Below are 20,722 nucleotides of genomic sequence, written 5' to 3' on the forward strand. Positions count from 1 at the left end.
CTTATCCTCCCCGGAAATGTTTGTTTTTCAGCTCCGTTATCTCCTGGCAAGTGACGCATAAGGCCACTCCAGGTAACGCCTTTCGCCGCGCCTCGGGGATCGGGATGTCGCACTCCTCGCAGGTAAAACGCGAGGGCGATGCGCATCGCTGGCGGGCGCTATTAATATGACGTTCGCGATCTTCAAGCTCGCGCTCCTGCGCCAGATCGATAAAATCGGCCATCAGTGCAGCTCCTGGGATTCGCGTTCGTAACGGGCAGCCTCGTGACACAGCAGTTCCGCTGCGTCTTCGCCACACATTCCGGTTTTATAGATGTGACTGGCTAATGCCTCCAGACGCAGGGAGACGGCGAGTGCGCGCGCCCTGCGCTCCTCCATCTTCGCCTGCACCAGCAGGTGCTGGAGTTCCTCGCGCCCGTTCAGAAAAGTGCGGTTTTCGCTATTTCGCATCACTCATTCTCCTTAATTCAGGCAATAAAATGCCCGGCGGGTTTACGCCATTACGTTTTGGGGTGGATTAAAGCGGCATGGTCAGCCGTTCAGGAAATAAACTCACGACTGCACGGAAATGATTCATGGCTCCGATAAGCGCTCTTTTCTCCTCAGTCGTCAGCTCATTGATACCGCATTCGTGACGGGCGGCGGGTAATTTAGCCAGGAAAAAGATGGCGGCCAGCGCCCTGTTATTCTCTTCAAAACAGGGATCGCGCTTATCACGCATCTCGGCCAAAAACCGCGCCAGCGCTTTCTCGTTATCGCCCCAGTACCTGGCACGCAGTTCGGCCACGTGATTAAGCCCGGAAAGACGTGCCCCCACCTTGAGTGGGACCGTTGCACGTGTCGCTTCTATTGCCATAACGTCCCTCGCGTTGATTCACACTGTGTGAATTACTCACCCGTAACGGGTTGAAAACGGGATTGGCCTACGCGTTACGCCACTTTCCAGCGCAGCGAACTGCGCCAGCCTAACGACAGGGCTGGCACTTTGATGATTGCGATTTCAGAAGCCATGTTGCATGATTCCCATTTTGATAATGTCTGCAATCTTTAGCCTCTGTTTGCCAACGTCTGCCGCTGATTGCCCGAATTCGCATTGATACTAATACCCAATTGAGTATTAGTAAATACCCAAAGGAATATATTTTGATTTTAGATTCTCAAGTGAATAATGAAGAGTTACTCGATAGAATCTGTCAGGTATATGGTTTTACCCAAAAAATCCAGCTGGCCCGGCACTTCAATATTGCCGCCAGTTCCCTTCAGAACCGCTACGCGCGCGGCACCATCTCCTACGACTTCGCGGTACAATGTGCACTGGACACAGGGGCCAGCCTGCGCTGGTTGATGACCGGACAGGGTGCCCAGTTTGAAGGTAACCCTGCACCTGGCGATCCCGTTGCTGTTGTTACATTCACTCTCAGTGATGGCCAGCTGGAAGAAAATTCCACTTTGAGTATCGATTCACATCTCTTTAGCAAACCGCTCACTCGCGGTATCGCAGTCCGGTCTGAGGCAAAGCTCCACTTTGTTGAAAAAGGGGCGTCATTAACCGACGGGCTATGGCTGGTTGAGATTGAAGGCACTATCAGTCTTCGTGATTTAACCCTGCTACCGGGGAAAAAACTCCACGTCGCGGGCGGCAAAGTCCCCTTTGAATGCGGTATCGATGAGATAAAAACACTGGGCCGTGTGGTGGGCATCTACAGCGAGGTGAACTGATGGCGGGTCGTATGGCACGTATGGTTCGTATGGCATCATTCGATTTCGCTATGCAGTGCATTCAGCCTTAGGTATTCCTTCAGGACTGGCAGAACAAGAACCGGGGCCAACGCTCCCCCGCCAGCCTTTCGGCTTCCTGTTCGTGCCACTCTTCTTCACAAACCCTAAAAACTAAAGAAATCCCCCATCGCGCCGATCATCATCCGTGTGTATTATTTCCTGTAGCGTTTACAACAATTAACCTTAACTCAAATACTTAAGCGCCAAAGCGAAAGGCATCATGAGCACACCGATCAAACGGCTAGAAATCATAAAAAATGCGATTGAACTGGAAGACGACGACATCATCCAGAGCCAGCTGACACGGCTGAAAAATGAAGCGTTTGACGATGAGCTACAGGCAATCGTCGCGGCGCTTGAGCAGAAAAACTATACCGTTGCCATGGCGGCGATCGCTGCCTGGCTACAGGGCCAGCGCGCCATGACGCAATGGCGTGACCCGCAGGTGGCGGCCAGCAAGATGGAGCTGAAAGCGCTGGAAGAGCGCCTCAGGGATTTGATTGACCGTCGCAATGCCCGCGTGCAACAGCTCGATGAATTCAACGATCTCTATTTCTCCCGCCTCGGACCGCTGATGCAGCAGATCCTCGCCCTGCGTAAAACGCTGGCGGAGCTGAACCTGCGACGTCAGCAGGCGGAGGCGCGTCGACGTGAGGAAGATTACCGTCGCTGCCAGCGCTATATGGCGCAGGCGGTGGAGGTGCTGGCGATGCTGACCCAGCGCTGGCGCGATCTGCCTGCGGATTCCGTACAGGCCGCCGAGGCGCGTAAGCAACTGCAGCAGCAAAGCAATCTGATTGCTAACCTGCTGGCCGAAGCGCTGGAGCTGGAGAGTGGCTTAACGCGCGAAGAAGAGCCTGCACGTCAGGCGCGCGACGAGGCCAATGAAGAGTACGAGAAATACCGCGAGCAGCATCACGATGCCGAAATGCGTCTGCGTAAAGGCAAGAACCTTTCCGAGGAAGATCAGAACGAACTGAAGCGTCTCTGGCGTCAGGCGAGCAAGCTCTGCCATCCGGACCTGGTCGCTGACGATCTGAAAGAAGAAGCCAACGCGATGATGGTGCAACTCAACCAGGCCAAACAGCGTGGTGACGTTAAAGCCATTCGTTCGCTGGTGGCACGTCTGCAGCAGGGCTTTGAGCCGCTGATGGCCAGCGACAGGCTGAACGATCTGGAACGTATCCGCAAAAAAATGGCGCAGGTTCGCGAGCAGATTGACACGTTAGTGAACGAGCTGGCGGAGCTGGAGAAAGAGGAGTCCTGGCTGCTGGTCTCGTCGCTAAGCAATATGGAAGCCTACTTTGCCCAGCAGGAGAAGGCGCTGCATGACGTTCGCGCCTCGCTCGAACATCAGGTGAGCGAAGCGCAGCTGGAGTCCGCAGCCTGATTATTTAGCGTGCCAGTATGCACTGGCACGCACCAGCTGCTGGTCGATTGCGTCGGTTTCAAACTGACGGCTCAGGTTTTTCACTACCTTCCCTTCCCCGGTCAGCCAGATAAAATAATCTTCCGCAGGCACCGTCAACGCCGCCAGACGCTCGGCCACCGCCTGTTCGCTGTGGCCGACAACCCAGGTGATGTTGAACGCGCTCAGATGGGCCAGATAGTCCTGATACGACGCATCACCGACCGTCACCACCGCATGAATGTCCGGGCGAACCGGCAGTGTTGCGATGCTTTCCAGGCGACGGCGCAGCGCGGGCATGCCGGATTCATCGCACACATACAGTTGCCAGGCATAATCTTCCGGCACAACCAGCGAGCCGCGCGGGCCGCCAATCGTGAGCGTGTCACCCACTTTTGCCTCTGTCGCCCAGTGACTGGCAACGCCGCCATCATGTATGAAGAAATCGAGCACCAGCTCATGCCGTTCGGCATCGTACAGGGGCGTATAGTCTCGCGCCTGCGGACGCACACCGTCGCCCCAGTCGATACCTTCATCGGTAACAACCGGTGGTACAAAGGTCGCCCCCGGGGCCGGGAAAAACACTTTTGTGTGGTCGTCGAAACCGCGAGAGCTAAAGCCCTCCAGCGCCTCGCCGCCTAAAATAATGCGCTGGAAACCTGCGCTGACACGCTCAACGCGAAGCACGTCCAGCTTGCGAAAACGGAGATCATTACGAACACGTTGTGGGTAACGGGTGGATGTCATGGTGAGACCCTTCTCAGGTGAATACGATATATCTAAATTAATTTTAAATGATAATGATTGCTAATCAGCAAGAATGCAAGATCTTTTAGATTGCATCTGAATATATCTAAGATATAGTTTAGATATATCAATTTGAAGGGATGAGTATGCGAAACGAACACGACGGCGGCGGACGCCGACCACGCTTTTTTGGTCACGGCGATCTGCGTCTGGTGATACTGGATATCCTGACCCACAACGCGAGCCATGGCTACGAGTTGATCAAGGCGATCGAGAACATGACGCAGGGGAATTACACCCCAAGCCCTGGCGTTATCTACCCGACCCTCGATTACCTTCAGGATCAGACCTATATCACCATCACCGAAGAAGAGAATGGCCGCAAGAGAATTGCGATTACCGCGGCCGGTCAGCAGTGGCTGGATGAAAATCAGGAGCAGCTGGCGCAGATTCAGGCGCGTATTAAAGCGCGCTCCGTCGGCTTCCAGCTGAGAAAAAACCCGCAAATGAAGCGGGCTCTGGATAACTTCAAAGCGGTGTTAGACCTGAAGGTGAACCAGGGCGAACTCAGCGATGCGCAGCTCAAGCAGATCATCGGCGTGATCGACCGCGCAGCGCTGGAGATCTCCCAGCTGGATTAAGCCAGTACGCGATCGCTCACGCGGAAGACGCGGACAAGGTCTTTCAGGTGCATCGCCTGTTCGTTCAGGGACGCTGCTGCCGCGACAGACTCCTCCACCAGGGCGGAGTTCTGCTGCGTGGTGGCATCAATCAGACCAATCGCGCTGTTAATTTGCGAGATCCCTTCCGTCTGCTCATGGCTGGCCTGGCGGATCTCACGCAGAATGACGTCCATCTCTTCCACGTTGCCGACCATACCGTTAATCAACTCGCTCGCTTTCTCGACCAGGTTCATCCCGTCCTGCGTCTGGCTGGTAGAACTTTCGATCAGCTGACGAATTTCACTGGCAGATGACGCACTCTTCTGCGCAAGCTGACGCACTTCGCCCGCCACCACCGCAAAACCACGACCGCAAAACCACGACCGTGCTCGCCCGCACGTGCTGCTTCCACCGCCGCGTTCAGCGCCAAAATGTTGGTCTGGAAAGCGATGGCGTCGATCAGGTCGATGATGTCGGACATCCGGTTAGAAGTCTCGTTAATCAGGCGCATTTTGCTGGTGACCTGCTTCATCATCTCGCCGTTGTTTTTGACCACCATGGCGGCGTCCGCCGAGAGGTGAGTTGCTTCTCCGGTGTGTGAGGCGGTGTTTTTTACCGTCGCCGTGATCTGCTCCATCGAGGCAGCGGTCTGTTCAACAGAGCTGGCCTGCTCTTCAGTGCGCGCGGCAAGATCCTGGTTCCCCGCGACAATCTGCGCGGCGGCAGTCGAGATATTCTCCGAACCGGTCTGGACCTGCTGCACAATGTCCAGCAGACGCGTTTTCATCTCCATCAGCGCATGCAGCAGCAGGCCGGTTTCGTCTTTACCGTGCGGCGTGATGCTGCCGGTCAGATCGCCTTCGGCAATGGCTTTTGCAAAATCCACCGCCTCGCCCAGCGGACGCGTGATTGAGCGCACGATAAACCAGCCAATCAGGCTGCCGGTCGCGACGCTAAAGAGCGTGATCAGGATCAGCAGCAGGCGGTTCGATTTGAAATCGCCCTCGACCTGCACTCCTGCGCTTTGCATTTCCTGGTTCTGAATCGCGATCAATGCCTGCACGTTGGCTTTATAGGCCTGCTGTAGCTTCAGGGTGTTGGTCATCATCTCCTGAATAGCGCCCGCCCGATCGTTATTCTGCACCGCCTGCAAAATGCGATAACGCGAGTCCAGATACTGCTGACGCACGCCGCGTATCTCAGCAAGAACCCGCTGTGATTCTGGATCCTGCAGCGCAGTATTCAGCTCGCCGAGGATCACCGTAATCTGTTCGCTGATCGCTTTAAGACGCTGCTGTGACTGCGCTGTATACGTTCCCTGTTCATCCAGTAACATCAGCTGCTGAGTGCCAATAAATTCCTGGAAGTTGTCGATTAACTGGTTCGCTTTTACCGTGGTCGGATAATCACGGGTAATGATGGATTGCATTCCGTTGTTCGCCCGGTTCAGGCTTAGCAAGGATAAACTCGCACTGACCACCATCAGGACAATAAAGAATCCAAACGCCAGAAATAATTTCGTGCCGATCTTTACGTCATGTAAGAACATATTTTCTCCATCGATGTGATTATTTCTCAGACGATCACCGTTATCGGTAACGAAACCGCTAACTTTATGACTTTGATCGTTTTTTTATTTCATAACCACAACAATGGATAGGTGCAGGCTATTAATATCCGTAAATCGATCGTTACGTCACCCTCTGATGAGGCATTTTCAAAATAGCATCGGGGAAAACGGACTTAGGCTGGGGTAAATATCTGATGTGCTTTCTTTAGTTACTTAATATAAAATTAACAATAAAAGACATTGATAATTACATTCAGAAAAAATAAAGCCGCTTATTCCTGATGAAATAAACGGCTTGCTGGAACCTTACTGGCTCAATGGAGCACGGTGACCGCATCCTTAAGACGCCCGGCGCGATGCTTCACCATTGCGGATATGTGGGCACTTTCCTCAACCAGATCGGCATTTTTCTGCGTGATGCTGTCCAGCTCGGCCACCGCACGGGTGAGCTCTGACAAGCCGGTAGCCTGTTCAGAGGTGGAGTGGCTGATCTGCGCGATAAGCTGCGTCACGTTTTTCACCTGCTCGACGATATCATCCATTGTACGACCGGCGGCATGAACCTGATCAGAGCCGGACTGCACCTTGCTGGCGCTGGCATCAATCAGCTTGCGAATATCGTTGGCTGCACTGGCGCTACGGCTGGCGAGATGGCGCACTTCGCCGGCGACAACCGCAAAGCCTTTTCCCTGCTCACCGGCTCTTGCTGCCTCCACCGCCGCATTCAGCGCCAGAATATTGGTCTGAAACGCGATGTCGTTAATAAGGGAGGTAATCGAGCCAATCCGCTGCGTGCTATCCGCGATGTCATCCATGGTTTTCACCACCGTCTGCATCGCGTTTCCGCCTTTGGTCGCCGCGCTGCTGGCGGCCACTGACAGCTTGTCCACTTCGGCGGCGGTTTCTGAATTACTCTGCACGGAGGCGGCCATCTGATTCATTGTCGCCACGGTCTGCTGCACATTGGCCACGGTCTGACGCGTCCGATCGTTCAGATCTTCATTCCCCTTTGCCAGCCTGTCGCTGCCATCACGCACGCTCACCACCTGGCTTGACACATCGTTAATCAACCAGCGGCACATCAGCCCCAGCTGCCCTACCGCACGCAGGGTCAACCCCAGCTCGTCGCTGCGGTTCAGGTGCTGCACGCTGTTGCGCTCGCCGGTGGCGACTTTCAGCGCCTGACGCGCCACGTTTTCGATCGGACGAACAATCTGCTGCTCGAACAGCAGCGTGCCCAGCAGCATGACTACCGCGGCGGCAGCCAGCGAGTACGCACCCGCTGAGGTGGCCACCAGCGTGGCAGCCAGCACCGCAAACAGCCCCGCCATCACGCTGCGCACACGCCAGCGCAGCGGCATAGCCGGAAGTTTCCCCAGCCAGCCTTTCCTTACCACCAGTCCTTTATGTATACGTTTCTTGCAGCGCCCGTCATTCAGAGCCCGATAGAGCGGCTCCACGCCAGCAATCTCTTCTGCCGTGGCTTTGGTACGAATCGACATATAGCCCGTCACCTGCCCGTGACGCACCATCGGCACCGCATTGGCGCGCACCCAGTAGTGGTCGCCATTTTTACGTCGGTTTTTGACAATGCCGCTCCACGGCTCGCCCTTTTGCAGGGTGTACCACATATCGGCAAACGCCGCTTTTGGCATATCGGGGTGGCGTACCAGATTGTGCGGCTGGCCCATCAGCTCATCAAGCTGATAGCCACTCACCTGCACAAAGGTGTCGTTGGCGTGGGTCAGGTAACTGTGGATATCGGTGGTCGACATTAAGGTGGTGTCATCGTCCAGAGGATATTCATTCTGGGTGAGAAAGGTTGGAGCGGACATCGTGAGCATCCCTTGCAGGTTATTTGAATGTTAATTTTGTGGATTAATGTTTTTTCGGCGGTAAAGAATTTATCTTTAGTTGTTAAAGTTGATAGAGATCGCAGATTTCACTTAAACCGCACTTTTTGTGAGATTTTATAATTCATTGATTTCAAATACTTTCGTAGAGAAATTACCTGCAGAGCATGACGGGTTAACGCCCACTTAAGTCGCAGCGTCTGCACCCTATAAGTGCAATGGCCTCTTAATCGCACCTCCCCAGGCCTTTTCCGCCGTACCGCTAAATCCCGTATCGGTTATATCGGCATGATTAAATTTTGCGCAACACAATGTTAACCTGGTGTTTATCCTGATTTTCGTTAAGGCATCTGAAGTGGCGTAATCCCTGCAATACTTAATCCAGTATCATGTGATACGCGATCCCCGGGAGCACATTTTGAACAGGTTACCTTCCAGCGCCTCGGCTCTTGCCTGTACCGCGCACGCACTGAATCTCATTGAGAAGCGAACGCTTGATCATGAGGAGATGAAACAACTTAACCGAGAGGTCATCGATTACTTTAAAGAGCATGTCAATCCAGGGTTTTTGGAGTATCGCAAATCTGTTACCGCCGGCGGGGATTACGGAGCCGTAGAGTGGCAAGCGGGAAGTCTTAATACGCTTGTCGACACCCAGGGACAGGAGTTTATAGATTGCCTGGGTGGTTTTGGAATTTTCAACGTGGGGCACCGTAATCCAGTTGTGGTTTCCGCCGTACAGAATCAACTTGCGAAACAACCTCTCCATAGCCAGGAACTGCTCGATCCACTTCGCGCTATGCTCGCGAAAACGCTCGCGGCCTTAACGCCCGGCAAACTGAAGTACAGCTTCTTTAGCAACAGCGGCACGGAATCGGTCGAAGCGGCGATTAAACTCGCCAAAGCGTACCAGTCGCCGCGCGGCAAATTCACGTTTATCGCCACCAGCGGCGCGTTCCACGGAAAATCCCTGGGCGCACTGTCAGCTACCGCCAAATCCACCTTCCGCAAACCGTTTATGCCGCTGCTGCCGGGCTTCCGCCACGTGCCGTTTGGTGACATTAGCGCTATGCGCACCATGCTGAGCGAATGCCGTAAAACCGGCGACGACGTGGCAGCGGTGATCCTGGAGCCTATTCAGGGTGAGGGCGGCGTGATCCTGCCCCCGCAGGGCTATCTGCCTGCCGTGCGTCAGTTGTGCGATGAATTTGGCGCACTGCTGATCCTCGACGAAGTCCAAACCGGGATGGGGCGTACGGGCAAGATGTTTGCCTGCGAGCATGAGAACGTCCAGCCGGACATTCTCTGTCTGGCAAAAGCGCTGGGCGGCGGCGTGATGCCGATTGGCGCGACGGTGGCGACCGAAGAGGTCTTCTCGGTGCTGTTCGACAACCCGTTCCTGCACACCACTACGTTTGGCGGTAACCCGCTGGCCTGCGCGGCCGCGCTGGCGACCATCAACGTGCTGCTGGATCAAAACCTGCCTGCACAGGCGGAACAGAAAGGCGATATGCTGCTGGACGGTTTCCGCCAGCTGGGCCGGGAATATCCGGATCTGGTGCAGGATGCGCGGGGTAAAGGGTTGCTGATGGCCATTGAGTTTGTCGACAACGAAATCGGCTACAGCTTCGCGAGCGAGATGTTCCGCCAGCGTGTCCTGGTTGCCGGAACGCTCAACAACTCGAAGACCATTCGCATTGAACCGCCGCTGACGCTAACGGTTGAACAGTGTGAGCAGGTGCTGAAAGCGGCGCGTAAAGCGCTGGCAGCCCTGCGGGTAAGTGTGGAAGAAGCGTGATATCCACTCCCCCTCCTGACGGAGGGGGTATTTTTAGCGGTGAAACTCCGCCACCGTCATGGTAAACCGCAACACATTTTCGCCCTCATTCGCGTAGCCGTGTGCCGCTTCCGTTTTCGCCACCGCCGAAGCGCCTGCCGCCACCTGCGTCACCGTCTCTTCCACCGTCAGGGTCAATCCTCCCTCAGTGACATGCAGCAGCTCAAACGTTCCCGCCGGATGCCCCGGCGAGGTAAAACGCTCCCCCGGATGCATCACCCACTGCCAGAGTTCAATCATATCCGGGCCAGACGTGCCCGCGAGCAGCCGGGCATATCCGCCCTGTGGGCCCTGCCACAGAACCGGGATCGCCGCTTCTTCTATGACGTGCACCCGCGGCTCGCTGGAGACGTTAACGATATCCGCCACCGAAACGCCCAGCGCGGCAGCCAGCTTGCAGAGAATGGCAATGCTGGGATTCGCCGCCCCTTTTTCAATCTCCACCAGCATGCCTTTGCTGACGCTGGCGCGGCGTGAAAGCTCATCCAGCGACAGTTTTTTCTCTTTGCGCCAGTTGCGAATGCGGGTGGCGACGGCCAGGCTTACCTGGGCGATATCGGCACCCGAATCGGTCATTATATTGACTTTATCAGTCATTGGTCACTACCATAGTATAAAACAGTCAATACAGGATTATTTATGTCTCTCGTTACGCCGTCAATAGACCCGCGTCTTACCGGGATTGCCCCCGGCTTTCGGGCGCTGAGCATTCTGGTTGAAGCCGCCCCGATAACCCAGCCGGACGTGGCCTCTGCCGCGCTGGCACAGGCCTGCCAGCAGGTCCTCTCTGATGATGTCGCCTGGGCGGAAGCGCACCTCAGCGCCTGGGATGACGTGTTCAGGGCGTTTGGTGCGAAACCGAAACGCACGCCCTGCTCGGCATCGGCCCTGCGTAAGCGAGTGCTGAAAGAGGGCGCACTGCCCCCGCTCGATCCAGTGGTCGATATTTACAATGCCATCAGCATTCGTTACGCCATTCCCGTCGGGGGTGAGAACCTTGCCGCTTATGCAGGCGCACCGCGTCTGACGCTTGCCGAAGGTAATGAACCGTTTGATACCCTGAAAGAGGGCCAGCCGGTTATCGAATACCCGGCTGCGGGCGAAGTTATCTGGCGCGATGATATCGGCGTCACCTGCCGTCGCTGGAACTGGCGCCAGGGCGTGCGTACACGTCTCGATAGCCAGGCGCAACACATGTGGTTTATTCTCGAAAGTCTGCCGTCGATGCCGTTATCGGCGTTGCAGGAGGCTGGCGATGAGTTAGTCAGCAACCTGCAGCGGCTGATGCCGGGCTCCACTGCTCACCTTCAACTGATTGAACTCTAAAAGGATAAGCGGATGTTTCACGGGTTAAGCGCATTCCCTCTGACGCCATTGCGAGAGGGGAAATTTGATGAGCAGGCGTTTGTGCAGTTGCTGCGCCCGCTGGTGGATGCCGGTGTCGATTCACTGGGGATCCTCGGTTCGACGGGCAGTTACGCGTATCTGACGCCTGAAGAGCGCACGCATATCACCCGTAGTGCCGTGGCGCATGCCGACAACATTCCGGTGAGCGTAAGTATTGGCGCGCTTCGCCTCGACGATATTCTCCGTCTGGCGGATGAGGCGCAAAGTGCCGGCGCCCGCGGGGTGTTACTGGCCCCCGTGTCGTACCAGCGCCTGACGGCAGAGGAAGTGTTTACCCTGTATGAGACGGTGACCCACCGGATCTCTGTTCCGCTGTGCATTTACGACAACCCGGCCACCACCGGGTTCGAGTTTAACGACGATTTGCTGTATGCCGTGGCGGCGCTACCGAACGTCAAATCCGTCAAGCTCGGGCGCATACCGGACGATATCGCCCGCATGCGCGCCCGTCTTCCTGAAAACGTCACCCTGGGCATCAGTGGCGACTGGCGGGCGGCGTCAGCCCTGCAGGCCGGGTTTGATGTCTGGTATTCGGTTATCGCAGGGCTCTATCCGCAGACGGCACTGGCGATTGCCCGAGCCAAAGACACCGCCCCCTCAGACCGGCTGGCACCGCTGTGGGCGCTGTTCCGCCAGTACGGCAGTTTGCGGGTGATGGCCGCAGCAGCAGAAATGTCAGGGAAAGTGGCCGCGCCTGCACTGCCGTTCCCGCTTGCGTCGCTGAGCGGGAAACCGCGCGAAACGCTGGCGGCGATCCTGGCGGACCTGGCCCTCGCCTGAGCATCGCCGGGCTAGCGTAAGCGCTACCCGGCGGTCTGTTACGCCGGCAACAACCCGACAAAACTGCGTTTTTTGCGCGGCTCTGACATCAGGTCCTCAAGCTTATCCACGCAGGCCAGATAGTGCGGGGTTTTCTTGTGCGCCAGCACCGCCTCTTCATCCTTGTAGGCCTCGTAGATAAAGAACCGGGTTTTCACGCGCGGATCCTGTAAAACATCAAAGCGCAGATTGCCCGGCTCCTGAATCGCCCCTTCGTGGTTAGCGCGAAACACCTCCAGAAACTCATCGACCCGCTCGGGTTTGATGTTGATTTCCACTAATGTCACGTTCATTTTGCTTCTCCCTGTTTCTCTTCCTGCCAGAACTGGAACGCGTCCCGCGCGCTCATGTTCTCATGTACCACTTTTTTCACCGCTTTCAGCATGGCCAGCGGGGCGCTGGACTGGAAGATATTGCGACCCATGTCCACCCCGGACGCCCCCTGGTCAATCGCCCGCCAGCACATCTCCAGCGCGTCGTGCTCCGGCAGCTTTTTGCCTCCGGCAATCACGATCGGCACCGGGCAGCTGGCGGTTACTTTTTCAAACCCTTCGTCGACATAATAGGTTTTGACGAACTGCGCCCCCATCTCGGCCGCGATACGGCTGGCAAGCGAGAAATACCGCGCGTCGCGCGCCATCTCTTTGCCAACACCCGTTACCGCCAGGGTCGGCATGCCATAGCGCGCACCGGCATCCACCAGTTTGATGATGTTGTTGATCGACTGATGTTCAAATTCACTGCCGATGTACACCTGCGCCGCCACCGCGCAGACGTTCAGGCGCAGCGCATCTTCCATCGCCACCGCCACGCACTCGTTGGAAAGTTCCCCTAAAATCGAATTGCCGCCGGAGGCGCGCAACACGACGGGTTTATTGGTGGCGACAGGCACCTGGCTGCGCAAAATACCGCGGGTGCACATCAGCACGTCGGTTTCCCCAAACAGCGGGGCGATAGAGAGATCGATACGCTCAAGGCCGGTCGTCGGTCCCTGGAAATAGCCGTGATCAAAGGCCAGCATCACCGTGCGGTTGCTTTTTGGGTTGAAGATGCGCGCCAGCCTGGACTGCATTCCCCAGTCCAGCGAGCCGCATCCCTTCAGGGTAAACGGCACGTTCTGCTGCGGTGTGCCGATGCCAAAATCTTTGCCGTCTTTGATGTCGTCTAAATCAGCCATTTGCTCCCCCGTCAGAAATCGTATTTGTTGATGTTCTCTTTGGTAAACACCACCCGCTCCGGCAGCAGCACAATGCCGTTGCCCTTCGCTTCATACTGGTAGCCCTGCACGCTGTTCGGCTCGACCTTCAGCGTACCGATATCTTTCACGTCCACGCTGTCGCCAACGTTAAGATCGCCTTTTTTCAACAACCGATCGGCGACATTGACCGCAATTTTGCCCTGTTGCACCACATCCCACAGGCCGAAGGCTTTCACCGTGCCGCGCTCTACGTACGGACGCATCACGTTAGGCGTGCTGAAGCCGACAATCGCCACCCCTTCTCGCTTCAGGTTTTCCGCCGCCTGCGCCGCCGCCGGCAGGGCGTTGGCATCCGGGGCGATGATCGCATCCAGATCCGGATACGCTTTTAAGATCCCCTCGGCGGTTTGTAGCGATTTGGTGGCATCGTTATAGCCAAACTGCGTGGTCACGACCTGCCACTGCGGATGATCTTTCTCGATTTTGGCCTTCGCCTCTTTCACCCACTGGTTCTGGTCGGTAACGGTCGGGCTGGAGTAAAAGAACGCCACTTTGGCATTCGGTTTGGTGACCTGTTTACCGGCCATGTCGACCAGCAGGCCGCCAAGCTGCGCCGGGGTGCCCTGGTTGATGTAGATGCTGCGGCATTCCGGTTTGGTGTCGGAGTCCCAGGTCAGTACTTTGACGCCACGCTGCATCGCGCGCTTCAGCGCCGGGCAGAGGCCATCCGGCGACACCGCCGAAACGATAATGGCGTTATAGCCCTGGTTAACGAAGTTATTGATGAGCTGCACCTGGCCTGAGACGCTGGGCTCGGTCGGGCCGTCGTAGGTGACGTCCACGCCGAGATCTTTACCCGCCTCTTTCGCGCCATTGCCGCCGCTGGTAAAGAAGCCAACGCCCACCAGCTTGGGGATAAAGGCGATGCGGTCCGCGGCCTGTGCCGACGCGAAGCTGAGTGCCATCGCCAGGACTATCAGTTTTGTTTTCATCTTACGCTCCGGGTATGTTTTGTGAGGAGAGAGCGCACCCATTCACGGTGCAAACTCAGTGAACGTCCCATCACCACCACAACCAACAGCGCCCCTGACAGCGCGCTCGACACCTGGTTGGGGATGCCGACCATCTGTAAACCCTGCTGCAGATACCCCACCAGCAACGCCGCCAGGGCCGTACCGATTACCGACCCCGAACCGCCATAGATATTGGCGCCCCCGAGGACAGCTGCGGTCAGTGCAGGCATCAGTAAATCGCGTCCCAAATCCGAACGCGCCGAACCGAAATAGGAGACCATCACCAGCGCAGCAATGGCCGAAGCGACGCCCACCAGGCCATACAGGGCGTAGGGCATCCCGTTGACCGAGAGCGCCGCATAGCGCGCCGCGCGCGGGTTCTGCCCAATCAAAAACAGATGGCGGCCAAAGCGTCCGCGATGGGTAATCAGCCAGAAGAAGACGGTAATCACGGCGAACAGCACCAGCGGGATTGGCAACCCCAGGAACGTGAGGTTAGCGAACGCGGTAAAGCTGTCCGGGAAGCCACCGATGCCTTCGTAACCGGTCGCCCCCGCCATGCCGGAGAGCAACAGTGCTCCGCCGCCGTAGAGATAGAGCGTGCCAAGGGTGATAACCAGTGGGCTGATGCCGGTGTAGTGGATCAGCGCAGCGTTGACCAGACCGCACAGCAGGCCGAGCAGCAGCGTCAACGGTATGGCCAGCGCCATCGGCCAGCCCGCCTGCATCATCACCCCCAGCGCGATGGCACACAGGCCGATGGTCGAACCGAGAGAAATATCAATGCCGCCGCTGATGATCACCAGGGTGAGCGGCAGCGCCACAATGCCAATGCAGATAAAATCACTGGTGCTGAACAGCAGCATGTTGATATCGAGCATGCGCGGATTGATGGCCCCAAAGAGCAGAATTTCCAGCACCAGTAATATCAGCAGCGCGCTTTCCCAGTTAAGCTTCATTTACGCCACCTCTTTTTTGTGTTTCGTAAACGGGGTGACATGCTTCCCCCCTTTGTTACCGGGCTGGAAGCGGCTGTACTTGAGTGCCCGCTGATGCCGGGCCAGCGCCTGGCGCAAACGCCCGTCGAGCACCAGCACACCGAGCAGCACCAGCCCGGCGATAAAGTCATTCCACCACGCGGGCAGCCTGAACAGCACCAACACGGTGTCGATTTGAGTCAGGAAAAAAGCCCCCAGTAAGGCGCCAATAAGCGTCCCGGTACCGCCCAGCAGAGAGATCCCCCCGAGTACGCAGGCGGCAATGGCTTTCATCTCCAGCCCGCTGCCGGTCTGGTTAGGTACAAAGCCAATCTGCGAAGCGAAGACAATCCCCGCACACGCGGCCAGCATGCCGTTCAGCGTAAAAGCGATCATTCGCGTCCGGTTCACCGCCACGCCCAGCTGGCGTGCGGCGGCAAGGTTGTCGCCCACGGCGTAGAAATCGCGTCCGAAGGCGGTGCGCGACAACGTCCATGCGCCGACCGCGGCTAAAAACACCACGCCCATTCCGAGCGGTGAAATACCCATAGCGGCAGGTTCAGAGAGCGATTTCAGGCTCGGCGGTAGCCCTTCAATCCACTTTCCTCCCGTCCACAGCAGCATCGCCCCGCGATAGAGGCCCAGCGTGCCGAGGGTGGCCACGATTGCCGGAATACGCAGCCCCACCACCAGAAAACCGTTAAATGCTCCCGCCAGTGCGCCAATCGACAGCGCAAAGAGGATCGATACCGGCAGGGTGTAGCCGCTGTTCAGAGCCACCCCCACGGCAATGGCAGACAGCCCGACGGTAGAGCCGACGGAAACATCAATATTGCGGGTCAACATCACCAGCGCGGCGCCGAGCGCCAGCAGGATCAGGATTTGCGAACTGGCGAAGATCATCCCCAGCGTTTGCAGGCTGAAATAGGCCGGATTGAGCCCCACCAGCACCGCGAACAACGCCAGAATGGCGATGAACGCGCTCAGTTCGCGATTTTTCAGTAAGGTCTTCATGACTGCCCTCCGAATGCCAGCGCCATCATTCTGTCGAGACTGACCGCGTGCCGGGACAACTCGCCGCTCAGCACGCCCTGGTGCATCACCAGCACGCGATCGGCAAGCCCGGGGAACTCATCCAGATCGCTTGAGATCATCAGCACCGCCACGTTCTGCGCCGCCACGCTTTTGATGAGCTGATAGATATCGGCCCGCGCCGACACATCCACTCCGCGTGTCGGTTCATCGACGATCAACAGCAGCGGGTTCGCCTCCAGACAGCGCGCCAGCAACACCTTCTGCTGGTTGCCGCCGGAAAGCGTGCGCACGGTTTGATCCGCATGGTTAAGCTTGATCCCCAGCGCCCGGTGATAGCGCTCCACCACCGCCGACTCCCGTTTGCGCTGCTGCCAGACCGAGGGCTCATTCAGCGCCACGGTGTTCCAGCGAATCGGCGCATCCAGGAACAAGCCGGAAACCTGTCGGTCCTCTGGCAGGTAGACCAGCCCTTTCTCCAGCCGTGCCGCCACGGGTTCGCCGGTTATTTCCTGATTTTCCAGCCAGACTCGTCCACCGCGCACCGGGCGCAGCCCATACAGCGTTTCCGCAAATTCGGTGCGCCCGGATCCGACCAGCCCGGCGAGGCCAACTATTTCCCCGGCATAGATTTCCATGCTGAGATCGATAAATCCCTCACCGGTAAGCTCTTCCACCCGCAGCACCGGGAAATCCTGCGGCTGCGTGCGGCGATTGCCCGGCAGCGCCAGCCACAGTTTTTGTGCATCACTTAATCCTTTTTCGCGGCTCACCGGCGTCATGGCCGCAATCAGGGCGTTATCGTCAAACTGTGCAGTTTCACCGCTGAGCACGATCGCGCCGTCGCGCATTACCGAGACGTGGCTCGCCAGCTGGCGGATCTCCGGTAATTTGTGCGAGATAAAAACAATGCCGACGCCCAGCGCCTGCAACGCGCGGATCTGGCGGAACAGCCGTTCGGTTTCCCCCGGGGTGAGCGACGCCGTGGGTTCATCAAGGATCAGGATCTTCGCGTTACGCATCAGGCCGCGCAGGATCTCCACCATCTGTTGATCCGCCACTTCCAGGGTGCTGGCGGTGGCATCAAGAGTGAGCTGACACTGCAGCTGCTGGAGTTTCTCCGCCAGCCGTTCCCCCATACCGGCCTCACGCGGCAGGCGGAAAAGGATGTTTTCCCGCACCGTCAGGTTGGGGAAAAGCAGGGGTTCCTGCGGCACCAGATAAATCCCCAGCCTGTGGGCCTGCGCGGGCGAAAGCCGCGCAAACGCGTGGCCGTCAACCGAAAGTTCACCGCTGTCTGGCGTTTCCACCCCGGCGATGATTTTCATCAGCGTTGATTTTCCCGCGCCGTTACCGCCCATCAGCGCATGCACCTGACCCGCAAGCAGCGTGAAATGAATACCTTTCAGGACCGGTACGCCGGAGAACTGCTTGCTGATATCACGTGCTTCGATAAGTGGCGTCATTATCGCTCCGCTATTGAACAAATGATTTTTAGATTTAATAATGTTCAAAAGCGTAGACGGTGAACTATATTTAGAACCGTGCAGGGATCACAAATTTATCGATTAAGATCCACACAGACACAAATCAATCTAAAAGATCTGTTTTGTCGCGTGGTTCACACTTTCTTTCTGCGCGATCACGAACATATGATCTAAATTTTTATAAGAGTTCAATTATGAGCGATAAACGCACTGCGGAAGAAGGTCGTTTTGCCGGGCTGGCACTGGCGGAAGAAGAGCTGGTTGCCCGCGTCGCCTGGTGCTACTACCACGACGGATTAACCCAGAATGACATCGGCGAGCGGCTCGGACTGCCGCGCCTGAAGATCTCGCGTCTGCTGGAGAAAGGACGCCAGTCCGGGGTGATCCGCGTGCAGATCAACTCCCGTTATGAGGGGTGTCTGGCGCTGGAAACCGAGCTGCAGCAACGCTTCGGGCTCAAGCTGGTTCGCGTGTTGCCGGCCCTGAATACCCCGCCCATGAATGTCCGGCTGGGCATTGGTGCGGCACAATCGCTGATGGGCGTGCTGGAGCCCGGCCAGCTGCTGGCGGTGGGATTTGGTGAAACCACCATGAGCAGCCTGCAGCACTTAAGCGGTTTTATCAGCTCGCAGCAGATCCGCCTGGTGACGCTCTCCGGCGGTGTTGGGCCGTATATGACGGGCATCGGTCAGCTTGATGCCGCCTGCAGCGTCAGCATGATCCCCGCCCCGCTTCGCGTTTCCTCCGCCGAAGTGGCCGGGATCCTAAAACGCGAATCCAGCGTGCGGGACGTGATCCTCGCCGCCGCCGCGGCCGATGTGGCGGTGGTAGGCATTGGTTCAGTAAACCAGCGCCGGGACGCCACTATATTGCGCTCCGGCTATATCAGCGAAGGTGAACAGCTGATGTACGCCCGCAAAGGGGCGGTGGGCGATATCCTTGGCTATTTCCTGAACGCCGAAGGGGAATGCGTGCACGAGCTGGAGATCCACCGGGAATTACTGGGCGTCACGCTCGATGAACTGGCGCAGTTGCCCACCATCGTTGGCGTGGCCGGAGGTGAAGAGAAAGCCGATGCGATTTATGCCGCACTCAAAGGCCGCCGTATTAATGGCCTGGTGACGGAGGAGACGACAGCCCGCGCGGTGCTGGCTCTGGCGAGCTAAGAGCCTGTCCTGCGCCTGACACGAGGCATGCTCATGAGTTACCTTTTAGCGTTAGATGCAGGGACAGGCAGCGTTCGCGCCGTAATTTTCGATTTGCAGGGCAACCAGGTTGCCGTTGGCCAGGCCGAGTGGAAACACCTGAGCGTGGAGAATGTGCCGGGCTCGATGGAGTTTGATCTCGACATTAACTGGCGACTCACCTGCCAGTGTATTCATCAGGCGCTGGAGCGCGCCCGCCTGAGCGCAGCGGATATCCAGTCCGTGGCCTGCTGCTCAATGCGCGAGGGGATCGTGCTGTATGACCGCAACGGCGACGCCATCTGGGCGTGCGCCAACGTCGATGCCCGCGCCAGCCGCGAGGTAGCCGAACTCAAAGAGATCCACGACTACCGTTTTGAATCCGAAGTGTATGACGTCTCCGGCCAGACCCTGGCCCTGAGCGCCATGCCGCGCCTGCTGTGGCTGGCGCACCATCGTCCGGACATCTATCGCAAAGCCGCCACGATCACCATGATAAGCGACTGGCTGGCGGCAAAACTGTCCGGCGAGCTGGCCGTTGATCCGTCCAATGCCGGGACTACCGGTATGCTGGATCTCTTCTCCCGCGACTGGCGTCCGGCGCTGCTCGACATGGCCGGGCTGCGTGCCGATATCCTCTCTCCGGTGAAGGAGACCGGTACCGTGCTCGGTGCGATCACCAAAGATGCCGCACAGCAGAGCGGCCTGCGCGAAGGCACGCCGGTGGTGATGGGCGGTGGCGACGTGCAGCTTGGCTGTCTTGGGTTAGGCGTCGTGCGGGCCGGGCAAACGGCCGTGCTGGGCGGTACCTTCTGGCAGCAGGTGGTCAACCTGCCGCAGGTACGCACCGACCCGGAGATGAACATCCGCGTGAATCCGCATGTGATCCCCGGCATGGCGCAGGCGGAGTCGATCAGCTTCTTTACCGGCCTGACCATGCGCTGGTTCCGTGACGCCTTCTGCGCGGAAGAGAAACTCATCGCGGAGCGGATGGGAATGGACACTTACTCCCTGCTTGAGGAGATGGCCAGCCGCGTGCCTGCCGGTTCACACGGTGTTATGCCGATCTTCTCAGATGCTATGCACTTCAAGCAGTGGTATCACGCCGCGCCGTCTTTTATTAACCTCTCCATCGACCCGGAAAAATGCAACAAAGCCACGCTATTCCGTGCGCTGGAAGAGAACGCGGCGATTGTCTCGGCGTGTAACCTGACGCAGATTTCACGGTTCTCAGGGGTAACGTTCGACGGTCTGGTGTTTGCAGGCGGTGGCTCGAAAGGCGCGTTGTGGAGCCAGATTTTAAGCGACGTGACCGGTCTGCCGGTGCGCGTCCCGCAAGTGAAAGAGGCGACAGCGCTGGGCTGCGCGATTGCTGCCGGAACAGGAGCCGGGCTGTTTTCGGATATGGCGGCGACAGGCGAACGGCTGGTGAAATGGAGCCGCGAGTTCACGCCAAACCCGGCGCACCGGGAGTTGTACGACGGTATGATGCAGAAGTGGCAGGCCGTTTATGCCGACCAGCTTGGGCTGGTGGACAGCGGACTGACGACATCGATGTGGCAGGCACCGGGTTTAGTGCGTGCCCCCTCTCCCTGAGAGCTATAACGCCCCCTCTCCCTCAGGGAGAGGGGGTCAGGCCACACCAATATTTGAATCCCATCACAATCGCCGCATTCCCCTTTTCCCTTTTACTCATCGCTGGCTAAATTAGTAACTCATCCGACCACATAACAATAATTTTACACTGGA

General features: G+C 57.4%; 20 protein-coding genes and 1 pseudogene. 8 read left to right on the forward strand and 13 right to left on the reverse strand.

The window, feature by feature from the left end; all coding sequences use genetic code 11:
• Position 1: 1 nt before the first annotated feature.
• From AB6731_RS15910 to AB6731_RS15920, 3 genes are all read right to left on the reverse strand, one after another.
• Positions 2-223 (reverse strand): TraR/DksA family transcriptional regulator, encoded by a 222-nt coding sequence (locus AB6731_RS15910; protein WP_020883597.1) that lies wholly within the window; start codon positions 221-223, stop codon positions 2-4.
• Positions 223-450, reverse strand: coding sequence for a DUF2732 family protein (locus tag AB6731_RS15915; RefSeq protein WP_073396349.1), 228 nt, complete (start codon positions 448-450; stop codon positions 223-225). The genes AB6731_RS15910 and AB6731_RS15915 overlap by 1 nt, the downstream gene beginning before the upstream one ends.
• A gap of 67 nt (positions 451-517) precedes the next feature.
• Positions 518-856 (reverse strand): DUF5347 domain-containing protein, encoded by a 339-nt coding sequence (locus AB6731_RS15920; RefSeq protein ID WP_014171697.1) that lies wholly within the window; start codon positions 854-856, stop codon positions 518-520.
• A gap of 287 nt (positions 857-1,143) precedes the next feature.
• Between AB6731_RS15920 and AB6731_RS15925 the strand changes: the two genes are divergently transcribed.
• Positions 1,144-1,719: a phage repressor protein CI gene (locus AB6731_RS15925; protein ID WP_025202968.1), complete on the forward strand. Its 576-nt coding sequence runs from the start codon at positions 1,144-1,146 to the stop codon at positions 1,717-1,719.
• Between the two features lie 280 nt (positions 1,720-1,999).
• On the forward strand, positions 2,000-3,169 hold the full coding sequence (locus AB6731_RS15930) for a DNA repair protein (RefSeq protein ID WP_047956131.1): 1,170 nt from the start codon (positions 2,000-2,002) through the stop codon (positions 3,167-3,169).
• Here the strand turns inward: AB6731_RS15930 and AB6731_RS15935 are convergent, their stop codons facing one another.
• Entirely contained in the window at positions 3,170-3,934 is a 765-nt protein-coding gene (locus AB6731_RS15935; RefSeq protein WP_371006553.1) for a siderophore-interacting protein, read from the reverse strand. It abuts the gene before it with no gap.
• Between the two features lie 146 nt (positions 3,935-4,080).
• On the opposite strand from AB6731_RS15935, the gene AB6731_RS15940 reads away from it, so the two are divergent.
• The gene (locus AB6731_RS15940; RefSeq protein WP_047956132.1) at positions 4,081-4,575 is read left to right on the forward strand and encodes a PadR family transcriptional regulator; all 495 of its coding nucleotides are present in this window, start codon (positions 4,081-4,083) and stop codon (positions 4,573-4,575) included.
• On the opposite strand, the pseudogene AB6731_RS15945 reads toward AB6731_RS15940, so the two are convergent.
• Positions 4,572-6,145, reverse strand: a pseudogene (locus AB6731_RS15945) (methyl-accepting chemotaxis protein). The gene AB6731_RS15940 and the pseudogene AB6731_RS15945 sit on opposite strands and share 4 nt — an antisense overlap.
• Before the next feature lie 335 nt (positions 6,146-6,480).
• Positions 6,481-8,001 carry a methyl-accepting chemotaxis protein gene (locus AB6731_RS15950; RefSeq protein WP_371006554.1) on the reverse strand — a complete coding sequence of 507 codons (1,521 nt, stop codon included), beginning with the start codon at positions 7,999-8,001 and terminating at the stop codon, positions 6,481-6,483.
• Between the two features lie 436 nt (positions 8,002-8,437).
• On the opposite strand from AB6731_RS15950, the gene ygjG reads away from it, so the two are divergent.
• On the forward strand, positions 8,438-9,817 hold the full coding sequence (gene ygjG, locus AB6731_RS15955) for a putrescine aminotransferase (protein WP_020883590.1): 1,380 nt from the start codon (positions 8,438-8,440) through the stop codon (positions 9,815-9,817).
• Positions 9,818-9,850: 33 nt separating this feature from the next.
• On the opposite strand, the gene AB6731_RS15960 is transcribed toward ygjG, so the two are convergent.
• Positions 9,851-10,453 (reverse strand): helix-turn-helix domain-containing protein, encoded by a 603-nt coding sequence (locus AB6731_RS15960; RefSeq protein WP_020883589.1) that lies wholly within the window; start codon positions 10,451-10,453, stop codon positions 9,851-9,853.
• 42 nt (positions 10,454-10,495) lie between these two features.
• Between AB6731_RS15960 and AB6731_RS15965 the strand changes: the two genes are divergently transcribed.
• Together AB6731_RS15965 and AB6731_RS15970 are read left to right on the forward strand one after the other, a co-directional pair.
• The gene (locus AB6731_RS15965; protein WP_371006555.1) at positions 10,496-11,182 is read left to right on the forward strand and encodes a B3/4 domain-containing protein; all 687 of its coding nucleotides are present in this window, start codon (positions 10,496-10,498) and stop codon (positions 11,180-11,182) included.
• A gap of 12 nt (positions 11,183-11,194) precedes the next feature.
• Entirely contained in the window at positions 11,195-12,043 is an 849-nt protein-coding gene (locus AB6731_RS15970) for a dihydrodipicolinate synthase family protein (RefSeq protein WP_371006556.1), read from the forward strand.
• A gap of 38 nt (positions 12,044-12,081) precedes the next feature.
• Here the strand turns inward: AB6731_RS15970 and lsrG are convergent, their stop codons facing one another.
• The 6 genes from lsrG to lsrA are packed head-to-tail and all read right to left on the reverse strand — an operon-like array spanning position 12,082 to position 17,768.
• On the reverse strand, positions 12,082-12,375 hold the full coding sequence (gene lsrG / locus AB6731_RS15975; RefSeq protein ID WP_020883586.1) for a (4S)-4-hydroxy-5-phosphonooxypentane-2,3-dione isomerase: 294 nt from the start codon (positions 12,373-12,375) through the stop codon (positions 12,082-12,084).
• Complete coding sequence (lsrF, locus tag AB6731_RS15980; protein ID WP_014171710.1) at positions 12,372-13,259, reverse strand: 3-hydroxy-5-phosphonooxypentane-2,4-dione thiolase; 888 nt, start codon at positions 13,257-13,259, stop codon at positions 12,372-12,374. The genes lsrG and lsrF overlap by 4 nt, the downstream gene beginning before the upstream one ends.
• Before the next feature lie 11 nt (positions 13,260-13,270).
• Complete coding sequence (gene lsrB / locus AB6731_RS15985; protein ID WP_025202959.1) at positions 13,271-14,272, reverse strand: autoinducer 2 ABC transporter substrate-binding protein LsrB; 1,002 nt, start codon at positions 14,270-14,272, stop codon at positions 13,271-13,273.
• Entirely contained in the window at positions 14,269-15,252 is a 984-nt protein-coding gene (lsrD, locus tag AB6731_RS15990; protein ID WP_014171712.1) for an autoinducer 2 ABC transporter permease LsrD, read from the reverse strand. The genes lsrB and lsrD overlap by 4 nt, the downstream gene beginning before the upstream one ends.
• Complete coding sequence (gene lsrC / locus AB6731_RS15995; RefSeq protein ID WP_020883583.1) at positions 15,253-16,284, reverse strand: autoinducer 2 ABC transporter permease LsrC; 1,032 nt, start codon at positions 16,282-16,284, stop codon at positions 15,253-15,255.
• Positions 16,281-17,768: an autoinducer 2 ABC transporter ATP-binding protein LsrA gene (lsrA, locus tag AB6731_RS16000; protein ID WP_138614670.1), complete on the reverse strand. Its 1,488-nt coding sequence runs from the start codon at positions 17,766-17,768 to the stop codon at positions 16,281-16,283. The genes lsrC and lsrA overlap by 4 nt, the downstream gene beginning before the upstream one ends.
• Before the next feature lie 215 nt (positions 17,769-17,983).
• Between lsrA and lsrR the strand changes: the two genes are divergently transcribed.
• Together lsrR and lsrK are read left to right on the forward strand one after the other, a co-directional pair.
• Entirely contained in the window at positions 17,984-18,955 is a 972-nt protein-coding gene (gene lsrR, locus AB6731_RS16005) for a transcriptional regulator LsrR (protein WP_020883581.1), read from the forward strand.
• A 33-nt stretch (positions 18,956-18,988) separates the two neighbouring features.
• Positions 18,989-20,569 carry an autoinducer-2 kinase gene (gene lsrK / locus AB6731_RS16010; RefSeq protein ID WP_020883580.1) on the forward strand — a complete coding sequence of 527 codons (1,581 nt, stop codon included), beginning with the start codon at positions 18,989-18,991 and terminating at the stop codon, positions 20,567-20,569.
• The last annotated feature ends 153 nt before the right edge of the window (positions 20,570-20,722 follow it).

Source organism: Enterobacter sp. RCC_40 (assembly GCF_041360735.1).
GTDB classification, from domain to species: domain Bacteria; phylum Pseudomonadota; class Gammaproteobacteria; order Enterobacterales; family Enterobacteriaceae; genus Enterobacter; species Enterobacter ludwigii.